Annotated in this window: 13 protein-coding genes; 3 read left to right on the top strand and 10 right to left on the bottom strand. The window is 36.9% G+C overall.

The window, feature by feature from the left end; genetic code table 11:
- Window positions 1–34: 34 nt before the first annotated feature.
- The 10 genes from Q0972_RS05330 to Q0972_RS05285 form a co-directional block, all read right to left on the bottom strand.
- Entirely contained in the window at window positions 35–2,344 is a 2,310-nt protein-coding gene (locus Q0972_RS05330) for a hypothetical protein (RefSeq protein ID WP_299363529.1), read from the bottom strand.
- Between the two features lie 59 nt (window positions 2,345–2,403).
- On the bottom strand, window positions 2,404–4,839 hold the full coding sequence (locus Q0972_RS05325; RefSeq protein WP_299363527.1) for a hypothetical protein: 2,436 nt from the start codon (window positions 4,837–4,839) through the stop codon (window positions 2,404–2,406).
- A 415-nt stretch (window positions 4,840–5,254) separates the two neighbouring features.
- Entirely contained in the window at window positions 5,255–6,118 is an 864-nt protein-coding gene (locus Q0972_RS05320) for a LytTR family DNA-binding domain-containing protein (RefSeq protein WP_299363524.1), read from the bottom strand.
- Between the two features lie 508 nt (window positions 6,119–6,626).
- A complete protein-coding gene (locus Q0972_RS05315) occupies window positions 6,627–7,139 on the bottom strand; it encodes a hypothetical protein (protein WP_299363521.1) in 513 nt (170 codons plus the stop codon).
- The gene (locus Q0972_RS05310; protein WP_299363519.1) at window positions 7,132–8,334 is read right to left on the bottom strand and encodes a hypothetical protein; all 1,203 of its coding nucleotides are present in this window, start codon (window positions 8,332–8,334) and stop codon (window positions 7,132–7,134) included. Before Q0972_RS05310 ends, Q0972_RS05315 begins: the two co-directional genes overlap by 8 nt.
- A complete protein-coding gene (locus Q0972_RS05305; RefSeq protein WP_299363518.1) occupies window positions 8,334–10,520 on the bottom strand; it encodes a general secretion pathway protein GspD in 2,187 nt (728 codons plus the stop codon). The genes Q0972_RS05310 and Q0972_RS05305 overlap by 1 nt, the downstream gene beginning before the upstream one ends.
- 49 nt (window positions 10,521–10,569) lie before the next feature.
- The gene (locus Q0972_RS05300) at window positions 10,570–11,979 is read right to left on the bottom strand and encodes a GspE/PulE family protein (RefSeq protein WP_299363636.1); all 1,410 of its coding nucleotides are present in this window, start codon (window positions 11,977–11,979) and stop codon (window positions 10,570–10,572) included.
- Window positions 11,979–12,434 (bottom strand): hypothetical protein, encoded by a 456-nt coding sequence (locus Q0972_RS05295; RefSeq protein ID WP_299363517.1) that lies wholly within the window; start codon window positions 12,432–12,434, stop codon window positions 11,979–11,981. Before Q0972_RS05295 ends, Q0972_RS05300 begins: the two co-directional genes overlap by 1 nt.
- 26 nt (window positions 12,435–12,460) lie before the next feature.
- Window positions 12,461–12,853, bottom strand: a complete 393-nt coding sequence (locus Q0972_RS05290) for a prepilin-type N-terminal cleavage/methylation domain-containing protein (protein WP_299363516.1) — start codon at window positions 12,851–12,853, stop codon at window positions 12,461–12,463.
- Window positions 12,854–12,959: 106 nt separating this feature from the next.
- On the bottom strand, window positions 12,960–13,634 hold the full coding sequence (locus Q0972_RS05285; RefSeq protein ID WP_299363514.1) for a response regulator: 675 nt from the start codon (window positions 13,632–13,634) through the stop codon (window positions 12,960–12,962).
- A 201-nt stretch (window positions 13,635–13,835) separates the two neighbouring features.
- Between Q0972_RS05285 and Q0972_RS05280 the strand changes: the two genes are divergently transcribed.
- From Q0972_RS05280 to Q0972_RS05270, 3 genes are all read left to right on the top strand, one after another.
- The gene (locus tag Q0972_RS05280) at window positions 13,836–14,372 is read left to right on the top strand and encodes an OmpH family outer membrane protein (RefSeq protein WP_299363511.1); all 537 of its coding nucleotides are present in this window, start codon (window positions 13,836–13,838) and stop codon (window positions 14,370–14,372) included.
- A gap of 130 nt (window positions 14,373–14,502) precedes the next feature.
- Window positions 14,503–15,027 carry a hypothetical protein gene (locus Q0972_RS05275; RefSeq protein ID WP_299363509.1) on the top strand — a complete coding sequence of 175 codons (525 nt, stop codon included), beginning with the start codon at window positions 14,503–14,505 and terminating at the stop codon, window positions 15,025–15,027.
- A gap of 3 nt (window positions 15,028–15,030) precedes the next feature.
- Window positions 15,031–15,615, top strand: a complete 585-nt coding sequence (locus Q0972_RS05270; RefSeq protein WP_299363507.1) for an outer membrane beta-barrel protein — start codon at window positions 15,031–15,033, stop codon at window positions 15,613–15,615.
- Window positions 15,616–15,618 lie beyond the last annotated feature (3 nt).

The raw sequence follows: 15,618 nt of genomic DNA, 5'->3' as shown, positions 1-15,618 counted from the left end.
GAAAGTCTTATGGATCACATCTAACTCGATGTTTTTAGTTTTGTATCCCTAAGGCTTTTTCAATTTTTATTAAGCGTTGCTCTAACGCTTGGTTTTCTTTTTCTAATTTTAGTATCTGTTTTTGCTGTGCTATGGTATGTAGGAACAACTCCTCAACCTTTTCTAGCGTCTGTACCGAAAGGGCAGTGATATTGACACTGTAGCCCTCTTCTGTTTTTTCTAGGTCTCCAATGCTTGTCACTCCCGGTAAGTGTTTGTGCAGCTTAATGAAGGCATCTACCTCCTCAATACTGCTAAAATTGTAGTCTTTATTGATAGTACTTTCTCCATCTACATAGTCTTCAAATACATAGTCTGGATAGGTCGTAGTACCAGATTGCAGATTACCCGACGCCTTGATGTTGCCAACCACATCGAGCTTTTCCGTTGGTGCAACAGTACCGATTCCCACATTACCTCCTGAAGTACCCGGTGGCACTACAAAATTGGCCACTGAAGTTAAAGAAGGGGCGGCCGATAGACCGTCATAGCCTACAGATATATAATCTGAAGCTTCATCGTAGTATATTCTTCTATGGATACCGGTATCATTGGTTCCTGCGAAATTTATGTATCCGTTTACGCCGCCACTGGCAGCATCCTGCGGACGTCTTAAAACGATGCCCCCATCGCCTGACGCCGAGGTATATGAACCGCCCGTACCGTTTGACGTATTTTGAATTAAACAAGTCGATCCCGTCGCTTTTGAGATATTTAAATCCGTCGCTGGTGTAGTGGTACCAATACCCACATTACCTAAGGCATAGATATCCTCGGTATTATCGGTTGCTGGCCCGTTATCATCGGACCCAAACCATGGTTCTAAATCGTTGGTGTTTACTGTGGTGGCCGTACCATTCTCGCTGGTATAGGTATAGGTCCCATTGCCATTGTTTACCAAGGTGGTTACAGTTTCGTTAGCATCAAAAGTGGTTGATGTGGCGTTCTCCGAAGTATAGGTAAACGTCCCGTTACCGTTGTCTACCAAGGTCGTTACGGTTTCTGCGCCCGGTGCGGCCGTAGTCGTGGTGGTCCCATCCTCGCTGGTATAGGTATAGGTGCCATTGCCATTATCGACAAAGGTGGTCACGGTCTCGTTAGCATCAAAGGTCGTTGATGTGGCGTTCTCCGAGGTGTAGGTAAATGTACCGTCGCCGTTATCCACCAAGGTGGTTACGGTTTCCGCGCCCGGTGTGGCCGTAGTTGTGGTTGTACCATCCTCGCTGGTATAGGTATAGGTGCCATTGCCATTGTCTACCATTGTTGTTACCGTTTCTTGAATAGAAACAACATTACCTGTACCATCATCATGAGTCGCAATTTCGTTACCTGTCACTACTTGAGTCATTACTGAAGTATTTCCTAAAACACTCAATGCTCCTCCATTACGTAATTGGCCTGTCACCTCATCAGCAACTACCAATACATCATTAGCATCAGCTACAGGTAAATCTCTTACTCTAACCGTACCATTTACATCAAGTTTGTCTGTAGGATCTAAAGCTCCAATAGCTACATCGGCATTTTGGTGTACATATATTGCTAAATCATCAAACAATGGAGTATTAGTAGACGATCTATTTTGCGTAACATCTTCTCCTGTATTGGTAGCACTAATTGAAAGCCCAAGTATTCCAGGGCTTCCAGAATATGCTTTTCCGATAAAAAACTGTCTATTAGGAGTAGAGTTATCAACAAAATGAATTCCAGAAGATCTTAAGGGATGGGCATTTTCAAAAACCATTTTTGCAGCTAAATTGACACCACCGGTATTATTAGATTTTAACCTTAAAGAAGTAGCTCCAGTGAGCGGGGCAATGTCTAGATTATGACTTGGTGTTTCAGTAGCGATCCCCACATTGCCCATTGTGTATATATCCTCTGTATTGTCAGTCGCTGCTGCATTATCATCAGTACCATACCAAGGTTCTGGCGCTGTAATATTAGATACGGTACCATCCTCACTGGTATAGGTGTATGTGCCATCGCCATTGTCTACCAATGTCGTTACGGTTTCTGTTCCACTCCCTACTCTCACCCATTGGGTCCCATCATTGTAGTAATACCCAGGAGTAACATCCCCTGCTGTAGCGGTATTGTACACGGCCATCCCTTCTTTATGGGCACTTAAAGGTGCCGCTAGGGTGGAATTAGTGAGGGCAATACGCGGCAACAACAACCCTTTATCTGTAGCCGAGACCTCAAGCGCAGCATCCGGATCTGGTGTTAGTGTGCCTACACCAGTTTGTGCGCTAGCCATTGAACTACAGATAATTAGAGCAGTTATATAAATTATGTTTTTCATTTTCTTTATTTTTTAATTTTAATCTTAAAAAATATCTTACTGCTATATTTTTAGCATATCTAGTCTCTGTCTATCCCTAAAGCCGCTTCTATTTTTGCCAAACGGGCCTTAAGGGTTTCGATCTCTGCGTTTTTAGACTCGAGCGCTTCTTGTTGTGATTGGAGTGCTTTTTCTTGCTCAATAGTATGCAGATATAACTCCTCTACTTTTTCTAAAAGCTGTACCGATAAATTTGAAAGATTAAAGGAATAGCCCATCTCTGTTTTTTGAAGGTCCTTAATAGAGGTGACGCCAGGCAAGTGCTTGTTGCTCTTAATGTAGGCATCGACTTCTTCTAAAGATTTAAAGCTATAGTCTTCCTTGATGGATGAAAAGCCGTCAAAATAGTCTTCGAATACGTAATCTGCATAGACACTGGTTGTGGTACGTATAGAACCCTCAACCGCCAACATTTCATTGGCCGGTACACCAAACATGGTATTTCTACCAATGGCCACGCGACCTAGGGTGTAGATATCCTCGGCATTATCCGTAGCGCCTGCGTTATCATCCATACCAAACCAAGGCTCAATGCCGGTAAGGGCAATGGTAGGGTTATCATTATCTTCATTGGTGTAGGTCAGTACTCCTGTAGCGTTATCAAGAGCTAAGGTGGTATTGGTTTCGGCATCGCTCACCACACTGCTAATAGGGGCAGATAGTACAAAACCATTGATATCCGTATACAATACATTGTTTACGGCGGTGGCGCCACTGTCGTCGCGAGTATTGGGATATTGCACAAACCGTACATTACCATTTGGTAGAAATGCTACTCTTCTGTTAGCGCCGCCAATACTTGGAGCATCAAAATTCAATTCCCCCGCAAAAGAGTTCAATGACCAGGTACTAGCGCCAGACTCTAAAAAACTAATAGCAGGTTGGCCAGAATTCAAAAACATACCACCAGGTAATATTTGCGTTAGAAAATCATTATCTGATCTGGTTAATAGAATTGTACTATTTAAAATGTTGGCAGCATCTCCTTCTAAGTGAAGTCCTGCAGATGGGCTATCTATATGTATCCCTACATTTCCCATGATGTAGATGTCTTCCGTATTGTCGCTAGCCGCAGCATTATCATCCACTCCAAACCAAGGTTCTGGTCCTAAAATATTGGAAGCTGTACCATCTTCGCTGGTGTAGGTAAATATACCATCACCATCTATATCGTTTAAAGTGGTTACCGTCTCTTGTATTGAAGTGACGTTACCATCACCATCATCATGGGTAGCAATTTCGTTACCCGTTACGACCTGGGTTACAACTGAAGTGTTTGCTATAGCTGAAACATCAATCACTGTGGCTACACCATCCTCATCGGTATAGGTCATTGTGCCATCGCCGTTGTCTACTAAAGACGTTAAGGTCTCTAGATTGGCGATATCAATTACTGTGGCTGCACCATCTTCATCCGTGTAGGTCATTGTGCCATCGCCGTTGTCTACTAAAGACGTTAAGGTCTCCAAATTAGCGATATCGATTACTGTGGCTGCACCATCCTCATCTGTGTAGGTCATTGTGCCATCGCCGTTGTCTACTAAAGACGTTAAGGTCTCTAGATTAGCGATATCAATTACTGTGGCTACACCATCCTCATCTGTGTAGGTCATTGTACCATCGCCATTGTCTACTAAAGTGGTTAGGGTCTCTAAATTAGAGATATCGATTACCGTGGCTACACCATCCTCATCCGTGTAGGTCATTGTACCATCGCCATTGTCTACTAAAGTGGTTAGGGTTTCGTGGGCAGCAATCATGGCTGTAATATCTATTACGGTATCTACGCCATCCTCATCGGTGTAAGTAATGGTGCCGTTACCATTGTCTACAAGTGTGGTTAATGTTTCGTTAGTGGCAATCATGGCTGCAATGTCTATTATAGTCGCTACGCCATCTTCATCGGTGTAGGTCATTGTACTATTGCCATTATCCACTAAAGAGGTTAAGGTTTCTAGATTGGCGATATCGATCACTGTAGCTACACCGTCCTCATCCGTATAGGTCATTGTACCGTCGCCGTTATCCACTAAAGTGGTTAGGGTTTCGTGGGCATCAATCATGGCTGTAATATCTATTACGGTATCTACACCATCTTCGTCCGTATAAGTTATGGTGCCATTGCCATTATCTACGAGTGTGGTTAATGTTTCAAGGTTGGCAATATCGTCGCCGTTGGTTAGTCTTTGCCACTTAGTATCGTACCAATAATAATAGCCGGGTGTGATGTCGGCCGCAGTAGCTGTATTAAACACCAAAAGGCTTTCTACGTTACCATTGGTTATGGTGGCCGTATCTGTACTGCTCGTTAGTTGGATCCTTGGGATTAAGATCCCTTTGTCGGTGGTTACAATATCCAATTGTGCGGAGCCATCTGGTAATACTGTACCAACTCCTACTTGTGAATACGCATTATAACAGAGCAAAACTGTTATAATTACTATGAGTTTTTTCATCTCTCTTAAGTTTTAAAAAGTTAATTTTGAGCTAATAGTTTTAGCGAAGATTAGCATTAGTAAAATCATAGACAATAGCCTGGGAAAGAATGGGAACATACAGGTATAAACGGGAATGCTTTTAGTTGAAATTCAATTTTTTTCGTTTTGTTTTTTCCTCAAAAACACCTAAATATCCCCTATTGTTCATGCCTAACTTATGCAGTAAATACGGCTACGCAAGATGACGATACGATGACATGGAAACGTGTTGATCTACTAAACATTTAGATCGTAACATCCAAACATTAAATTATCTTGTTTATTATGGATTATATCTAAATGTTTAGTAAATATCGTAAGGTCATATGGTCCATGTAGTGAGTATTGATTCCACATGAGGTGTACAGGCAAACTACTATTAATTTGATGAGCTTTATGAGAATTGAATGTGTTGTTTTAATGTATGGAGCTTGGATCTAGAAATCGGAATTTTTATAGCGTTGTCCAATATCAACATTGCCGTTCTCGAATTGCCAACAATTTCCGTAACTCTATTGGTATTAACAATAAATGAATTATGGCATCTAAAGAATTCATCGTACCTGTTTAACTGTGATTCTATCTTTTTCAGCGAGGCCTTAATTTCCTTTTCTTTTAATTCGTTATTGAACATATAGTTCGCCGTGGTGTATTTCCCCCTACTTTCAAAATAGAGCAAAGTATAAGTATCTGGAATGATAAGCTCTTCATTGGCCCTATCTCCTGATATAACTATTTTGTTCTTACGGTGTATGCTGCTACTTGCCTCTTTAATTTCTACAACCTGCCTGTAATAAGTTAAATAATCCATCATCTTCAATAGAATATACAATGCATATCCCATGATAAAGTTGACATAAAAACACAGCTCAACGTAATCATCGGTAAGAGAAACTTTGGAGAATGCCTTACTCGATAAATAAGCATACCCAACAGTAACAAGGCTTGAAACGAATAACATAAAGGTAACAAATACCAATTCCGTCTTAAATCTCCACTCCTTTAAAAAGAGCAACATTAGGGGTACAAACACCTTGATGGTGAGTACATAAACTACTAGTGGAATTGTAGCAAAAAAAAGCGAAAAAGCAACTAACCAGGGCCCACTAAGTGCAGCGAGCGTAAAAGGTTTTATAAGCCAAAGAAAGAAAAATATGATGGCAGATAACAAACAGGCAGAACGTATGGGCCTGAAATACGAAAAAAACACAATCGATTCCGTATTCAGAAATGAATACAGTTTATTTAACCACTTCATTATATTATGAAAAAGCTTCACCATGATAGTATAGTCTAAGTCTGTTTAAGCTGAATTTAAAAGTTACATAGTACTTAATGTTCTTTATACTTCTTCACTTTTAGATGCAAAATATTGTTTGGCTTTATCTATACAGTAATGCTTCCAATACTGAAAAATCCTATTACCGAGTAGTTACAGAAGACACAGTGCCCCCTCCGAGTAATGAAAAGAAATTCTTACCTAATCACCTGTAAATCATATCGTTAAATATAAGTTATTATTTGCTATAGTTTACAATACTTAAACATATTTTCAGGAAAAATCAGTTATAGTACATAACGTGATACTTCTTTAAAGGCGCTAGGGTATAAAATATCAAAATCCCTCTTTTTTAGATCATCTTTATAAAGAAAAAGGATAGTTTGATTTGACCTGTTACTTCACTCCAGTAAGCTTTATATACTTTTGAAAATCAATAAGTTCGTTTAATTTTACTCTGTGTTTTATTGCAGTGTGCTCTATCCCATTACCCGAAACTCTTCAATAAAACCCTTGCTTGAAGGTAGCTTTTACCTGTTCTGAAGTTTTTCTTTTTCTCGAAATGTAGATTAACAATTTCACCGAACTTGGTGTTTTGTTCTAATTGGTAAATAAGCTGATTAATAGCATTATACTGCCCTTGGAGGGTAAAATCATAGGTCTTTACAGTAAGATCATTTTTGGTAATGCTATGAGGCTCTAAAAAACTAACGACCTTTAAGTTATTATTTTCGGCATAAGAATTTATAACCTTTAACAGGTTGTTTTGGATAGACGAACCATCTAACTGGTATTTAGTTAAAAGGGAATCGTAATACACTTCCTTTTGTCTAAGCATAGACAGTTGCTTAGGTGCATTTTTAGACAATAGAACTTCTTTAGAGAGCGTATTATATTGTGATTTTTGTTCTAGCGTTTTGCCAATAGCTAGCTGATAACAAGTGTATAGAGATATTATAAACCCAATGATAAGCAATATGTTTTTCTGCTTTTTAGTCATCGCTTAAGATCATTTCAATTTTAAAATCAGAAACTTTTGAAGAAGCACTACCATAATCTATAATATCTATTTTGGAAACCCAATCCTCAGCTTCCAAACTACTTATCCAATTTGAAAATGCCTCGCTATTACTAGACTCCCCTACAACTTCAATTATATTAGTTTTAAGTTCGATGGCATTATCTGCCTTTATACGTTTAAGTAAAGGTTGATAATTAAACCTGTTTAGTAAAATAGAATTTGGTAAGCTATGAATGACCTTGTTAGTGTAATACGAACTTTTAGACCCACTACTTTTTAAAAGGTCATCGACCATTTTCTGCTTCCTAGACACTACCTCATCTAATTTCAAAATCTGATTTTTAGTCGATTGATTAACTTCAGACAGCTGCCGTAATTCATCAACCTTATTAAAATAATGATTGAAAAAGAAGAAGTTAATCAATAATAGGCCTAAAATGAAAAGCCCTCCTGATCTTAAAAATAGATTGAAAAATCGGATTTGTTTATATTCATTTTTTAGTTCATTAGCCTTACCTAAAAAATTAGTTTTTACATCGTTATTATTCAAAACGGTTTGTAAAGCTCCAGAGAAGGACAACAGTTGTTGGCTAGTTATCCTTAAACCATTGATATGGTAGGTTTCTGATGAAGTCTCTGTTTTTTCAATATAATTAACGCTACCGCTCTCTATTATAACCTTTGCATTTGAAGTATAAACCTGATTTTGGTCTATGAATCCCGAAATGCTACCCACTAAAGCACTTCCTAAAGAAATATCGATAACCGCTACTTTTAATTCTGAATATCTTTTAATGATGTCTTCTATATAATCTTTGCGACATAACGCAACGTAGTGCTTTGTTGCTTCAGACAATACCTCGTAATAAAACTCGTCTAAATTTATATTTGGGAAAGCCTTGTAGACTAATTTTAACCCATCTTGCTGTTCGCTTTCAATGGTCTTTGTCAATACCTTATCATTATTTAGCACAAGGTAAATATGTTGATTTTTAGGTAGTTTTTGTACAATGGCTTCTATAGAATGATCTTCAAAAAAATCATCTACCAACAACTCTTTTTTAGCTTGCCTTAATAATGTGACATTAATGCTGTCTTGTCCATTTTTGGAAGTATGTTCCACACCACAAAAACGACGACCATAGTTGAGATATTTTAGTAAACGATCTCGCATTAATTAATCACTGTAGGTTTAATCAATACCGTTAGTTTGGCCTTTCTCCCTTCTCGTACACGTTTACTGAACAACCACTTTATTATGGGGATCCTCGCTAAAAAAGGCACGCCAGAACCAGAATTATTAGTAGACTGTTCTTCGAGGCCTCCAAGCACTACTATATCTTGGTCCTTGACCCTTATAATGGAACTGAACTCCCTAGAATTGATATCTGGTGGTGCATCTTCGGATATGCGATTACCAAAGTTAGACTGTACAACAAAGATGTCTAAGGTAACTTGTCCGTCACCAGAGACCAAGGGCTTAATGGTTAAACCTAATTCAGCATCAATAGGAACAAAATTAACTGCAGTTTGTGTTACTGGATTGTCAGAGCCAATTACAGCTTGATCCGTGATTGTATAATAGGATGTTTGCCCATTAGAAAAAGTAGCCCTATGTCCATTTAATGTTGATAATTTTGGTGTTGATCTAATTTTTAGGTCACCATTACTCTCCATGGCTTTAATTGTAGCAAAGAAGTTAGGGACTACACGACCAATGTTAAGTGATCCAAAACCATCAAAACCGCCTATTATTCTGTTGACTGTATTAGCGCCCAAGGTTAAATCGGTTTCTGGAAAAATACTTCCTTGGGTTGTTGTAGGCTCTTCTCCGATACCCCAACTTACACCAGTTTCTACACTAGAAGTTCTGTTTACCTCCAAGATCATGACTTCTATCAACACAACGGGAACAGGCTTATCGATTTTTTCTATAAATTTTCTAAAGCGTTCAATATTGGCACTTGGACCATTTACGTAAAAACTATTGAGTTCAAAATCGACTTTAATATCCAAATCTTGTTTTACTTCGTCGGGAAGGATATTTACCAAGGCTTCTGCCTGATTAGAATAGGAATTAAAATTCCCACTCTGATTTGTGTTTAGCTGTCCTCTATTCTGATTAGAATTAAAGTTATTGTTCGTTTGATTAAGATTTCTATTATTGAATGCTGTGTTATTAAACCCCTGATTAAACCCTGAGTTAAAACTACGACCAGCACTTCTGCGACTTTGTCCGCCTTGTGGGTCTGATAACAATTCTACGGATCGGTGTTGCAAATGTATAATTGCTATTTCTCGTATGCTTAATTGATCTTCTGTTCCGAAGTAATAGATATTGCCCTCTTTTTTAAAACTAAAACGTCTGGATTGAGAACCTCCCTGAGCGTTTCTATTTTGATTTGAATTGGCATTTTGGTTTACAGCAGAAATAGGTTGCGATTCAAATAGCTTAACCAGTAAATCATCAAACTTTATCGCCTTAGCTTTAAATGTAGCAATTCCTGCTTCGTCTAGAGGTGTGGCTGTAAATATATCTATATTGAGCGCATTACCTATGTCATTAATGATGTCTACAATTGGTGTGTTTATAAAATCTACCTCAAGAAGTTGTTTTTCGGGGTTTTTGATTTTAAAGAAAAAGTTAGAATTACGCCGTCTCGCTGGTCGCTGTCTTGGCTGCGCATTGCCTTGGTTAACGACTTCATTTTCAGCATCATTTTCAAAAATATAAAACCCTTCTTTTGATTTTTCCATAAAGAGGTTGTTAGCCAAGGCTAGATTTTCCATAGCTGAATCAAAAGGAATTTGTTGAATATATGCTGTTATAAGATTGTTCTCTAGTCCTGGTGTAAAAACTAAATTCTTACCAGACTCGTCCATTATACGCTTAAAGACATCATATAATTTATCGTTTTTAGCATCTATGGATATGGTATTATCATTGGGATTATAGATAATGGGAATAATGCGCTCTTCTGGTTGCTGAATATCCTTTATATAACGTTTTACAGACATAATGGTGCCTGTAAAGTCTATTGTTAAACTGTACTCTTTACATAAAAACACCAAAAGATCAGAGACGATAACATTGGGAAAACTAGGTGAAATGGTTTGATTATTGAGTTCTTCCGAAGGGTTAATGTTAAGCTGATGGACGTCGCCAACAGCCAATAACAGGTTGGCTAAGGTTAAATTAGTAGCATTGATTTCCGTTTTAAAGACATCATTTAAGCCAGAAACCTCTGTTGAAAGAATCTCTAACTGATTTTTAAGCTGTTCTATACGCCGTCTTTCATCGTCTTGGGCAAACGAAATGCTAACGCTTAGTAGTAGTAGTAGATATAGTATTTTTTTCATGGTATTTCCCACGAAAGGGGAATCAATTTAATTAGTTCTTAGTTTTTTGTCAATCCGAAAGCAAAGCATAAACTTCATCAACCGACGTAATTCCTGCTTTAACGAGTTCTATGGCATTACTCTTTAAAGTCCCTATATTGTGCTCCTCAATGTAAGCATCTATTTCTAAATCATTTTGCCTAATATGGTTAATTAACGTTTTGGTTATAGGAATAATTTCGTAAATCGCTTTTCTACCTAGATAGCCCGTGTGATAACACTTGTGGCATCCAACAGCCTTAAAATGTGTTTTTAAATCTTTTGGAATCTTAAAATTAGAAGGAAATGCGTCTTTTGATACACTAACCTCTTCCTTACAATCATTACATAGTTTTCTCACCAAGCGTTGAGCTACGCTAACATTCAGTGTACTCGCAATTAAAAATGAAGGGATTCCCATATCTACTAATCTCGAAATGGTTGCCCATGCCGAATTGGTATGTATGGTCGATAACACCAAGTGACCTGTTAATGCAGCTCTAATTGCCATGTTGGCGGTTTTAGCATCCCTAATCTCACCAACCATAATAATATCTGGGTCTTGCCGTAAAAAGGTACGTAAGGTGCTTGCAAAGTCTAGCCCTATATTTTCTTTAAGTTGTACTTGATTAATCCCCTCTAGCGTATATTCGATTGGGTCTTCTATTGTTAGGATATTGGTCTTATCATCGTTTAAAAGCTTTAGGGTCGCATATAGTGTTGTGGTCTTACCAGAACCCGTTGGCCCAGAAATAAGGATAATACCATTAGGCTTTTTTACTGTTTCTTTATAGGTTTTGAGCTCCGAAGCAGTAAACCCTAATTCTTCCAAATTAATTTGATTGGCATCCTTACTCAATATTCGAAGTACTATTTTTTCGCCATGTAAGGTCGGTAATGACGATACACGTATATCGAACTCATCGGTATTGGTCTTAACCGTAATACGACCGTCTTGCGGTAATCGTTTTTCTGAAATGTCGAGCCCAGCTTTGATTTTTAATTTATTGACAATTACAGGATATTCCTGTAGGGAAATAACAAACTGTTCTTTGAGTTTACCATCCAATCGTAGACGCACTCTGCATTTATGCTCATAGGGCTCAAAATGAATATCACTACTACCCACGTCCTTGGCCGTAAGCAATAATTTTTCTAAAAAATCAGTACTGTAATGCAAATCTTCCGATTCACTTTTGTTGCTCTGCCTAAAGTTAACCGATAAGTATTGTTGTATGTTTTCCGTGCTATCTTCAATAAGTTCAATGTTCTTATTGAGTACGATTTCGAGTTCCTGTTTTAAAGACTCTGAAACTTGATCAGACTTAAAATGCAAGGTGCCATTTTGTGCTTCTACAGGTATGATTCTATAATGGTAAGCTTGCTCGCTAGACACAAGTTGTAATAAATCCGTTGGTATGTTAAAGGTATCTCCCAAAATTAAATTGAATACACTGATTTTAAGATGCCTGTCCAATGCGATACATAAGCTATCGCAAAAAATAAGCTTAAATATCCAGCCAAAGGCACTGTTTTATGTTCTACCGATCTTCTTTTTATTAAGAGATGAAGTGTTAAGGAAAAAATTAGGCCAAATACGAATAAGACCAAAAAAGAGATGCTAGAAAATGTAAATGCCAAAGCAAAGAAAAGTAAGGTGTCGCCCAGACCAAAGGTCTGTGATATAGATGTATTTAGCTTGAACTTTGAATAACCAAGAACAACTAAAACAAGAAACAAAACAAAGGCAAAGTTGATAATTAAAGTTGTTTTAATAGCTTCATAAAACATATTGTTATACAATAATATGCCCGAACAAATTGCTATTACAGGAAACAAAAACCAATAAACTAACCGTTCTTTAACATCTTGATAAAACACGAACAATAAACTCATAATCAAGACAATTTTTACAACAATCACTAATCTTTTACAATTTGTTTTGGAGCACCGTTTTCATCGATTTCCCAAACATTAAAAATCCCGTCTCCATCAAAATCTTCTACTGCAGTGGCTCGTGCCTTAAAACTATTATTCGTAGCACTTAAGATTTCATAGCGATAGACAGCTCTTCCCCCTTCATTTACTGTTTTTGGTGCCTCAAAATCTATTTCACTCAAGTCAAGGGAGTATTTTGAGTACATGTAACGATATGTGGTCTGGGAATTATAAATGTGGTTTAATTGCAATTGTGCTTCCGTACTTTTGGCCTTGCTTATCAACGGCATTAAATTGGGCAAGGCTAACAAAAGTAAAATACCGATTATAACCAAAACGACTAAAACCTCTTGAAGATTGTAACCTGCGACTTTCATAGTTTGAAAAATTAAATTAACTAATATAGTGATATGTTTTTATGAGCATTATAAATAGACCTTACAAAAGGTATGGCGCACCCTTACTTTTTGTAAGGTTTGTAGCTTAAAGAAATCCTTTTTTTTCGGCTGATTTTATTAAGGCCTGATCGTCTTGTTTTTGAGTTTTAAAAACTTCTTTGAGATAGCGTTTTCGGCGTTCTATTCCAGCCTGAGATAAAGGTACTGTTTTTTTTAAATCTTTTGTCTTTGTGCCTTTTGCTATTTTATAAAGCAATAATTTGTCGGTTTCGTCCAAGCTAATTTTGCTCGAAAAATTCTTACGGATTAATTGTAATATACTCGAGCTGTAAAAAGGAATGCCGTCTAAAATACTATAAACAACATCACTAATGGTTTTCATTCCTACATCGCTTTTAAAGAGTAAACCATCAGGATTGATATTGTGCAAAATATCATGGAACAAAAGCGCATCATAATGCCCAGTGATCATGATGGTTTTAGTTTTTGGAGACAACTCTTTAAAGATAATAGCCAGTTCTTCACCATTGGTATATTTTGAGTCTTCAGAAGGCAGCCTAATATCCAAGAATACAATGTCGTAGGGATTCTTAGGCAATTGACTTTTAAATATTGATAAAGCTGAATCACCACTCTTGGCATAATCTATTTTAAATGTTAGATTATCGTCCTGCAGGCTGATTTGCTCTAAAGAATTCTTGTAGGCATCTAAGATAATCAGATGGTCATCTACTAGTAATATATTGATTGGCTGTTTCATAAAATAGCAAATTAGAAATTACACTTTTTAAAAAGAACTACTAGTTTTAATTAAGGGTATCTAAATATAAGGTTTTTATCACAACAGTAAAACCTTACAAAAAATAAGTTTTAACCTTACTAAAAGTAAGGTGTATTTCAAGCGTTTTTGAAAATTCGTTGATTAATTTTAACATCTAAAATCAAATCAGTTAATCCCTACATGAACAAACTCTCATTCTCCTTAGCCTTATTGGCTCTAGTTCTTTCGGTATTTACTTTCTTTTATTTACAATCCTCTTCAGAGCTGGTGTATGTCGACGTCAATCAATTAATGGAAGGCTACGAGCGCACTAAGGTGGTTAGAACGGAATTTGAAGCAAAAGCAAAAACCCTTAATGCCAATGTGGACAGCTTAATGGTCGACTGGCAAAATGAATTAAGAAGCTATGAAAAAGAACGCTCTAAACTATCTAAAACAGAATTAGAGCTAAAGCAAAAATTATTGGGCAACAAACAACAGCAGATCAATAATTACCAACAAGCCATACAAAAGCAAATACAGGATGAGGATAAAAAAGCCACTCAAACCGTTATTAATGATATTAATGATTACGTAAAGCAATACGGCAAGGATAATGGTTATAAGATCATCTTTGGTGCTAGTGGTGGCGGTAATATAATGTATGCGCACGATGCTACAGACTTAACAGATGAAATACTTAAAGGACTGAATGCAGAATTTAAAGGTGCGAAATAATATCATTCCTTCAATTTTGTGTTGCTTAAAGTCTCAGCGATGGTGCAAGATAGAAATTTGCTTATTAATAGCCTGTGTTATAAGCTGCTTAGGATGCAGCCATAGCACGTTTGATTCCGAAAGAGAATTAATGAATTTTATACAAGATGATTCTAATGGCTATATGCAACGCAAGTCAGTGAATGGTGTGGAGTTTAGCTTAATGTATAGGCCAACAGATCTGTTGGTTAAGCAAGAAATTGGCAATGGAGGGGTGACAAAGAATAGACTAAAAGAACTTAAAGACAAATACGGCAAGTACATGTACTTTAATCTTAGCATGAGTAAAAACAATCAAGAGCTTCTCAGTACTGCACCAAAAAACCAAAATGAGTTTGGTGACATGGTTAACCAATTGGCATTTAATATGAATAAGAAAGTACATCTATTTACAAAAAGTAAGGACACTCTAGAAGTATTGGATTTTGTTTACCCAAGAATGTATGGTATGAGCAGTGCAACAACTATAATGTTTGTATATCCGAGAAATGAAGAATTGCTCAGTAAAAATGATGTGCTAAACCTCACAATAGAAGATTTAGGCCTTTATACTGGTGAAGTAAAGTTTAAAATAAATACAGATAAAATCATAAACGAACCGCGATTAAATCTTTAGTTCATGAAATTTATTCTATTACCATTAGTCCTTTTATTCTATAGCTATGGCCTATGGTCTCAAAGCTTTGATTACGGTATTACTTTAGGTGGTAATCTTTATGAAATTCAATCAAGCGGTGGTTTGCAAAATGAATCTGGAACAACAAAATTTAAAATATATGTTGGTGGCTATGGAGACTATCAAATCTCTGACAAAATAGGTGCCATACTGTATGTTGCTTATAATCAAAAAACATTAAATGTAGGTGGTGATGTTGATTTTTCATTTATTGACTTTAGCCCAGCTATTAAATACGTCCCAGGAAGTTCTTACAGCAAAGGTTTCTTTTTTGAGTTAGGCCCTAGATTTTCTCTACTATCAAGTGCAGAAGCAAATAACACAGATGTAAAATCATTATATGAAAGCACAAATATTGGAATACAATTAGGGATAGGATACCATCTTTTAGATTATCTAGAATTGTTACTAAAATTAGACTATGGTTTTACGGCTTTATATGATGTTGGTGGAACAGATAGAACCATTTTCGGTGGAATACTCACTTTAAACCTTGACATTAATAAGATTTTAAATACACTAAAATAAGAT

The organism is Winogradskyella sp. (genome assembly GCF_028282165.1).
Lineage (GTDB): Bacteria > Bacteroidota > Bacteroidia > Flavobacteriales > Flavobacteriaceae > Winogradskyella.
This window is presented reverse-complemented; position numbering and strand designations above follow the sequence as displayed.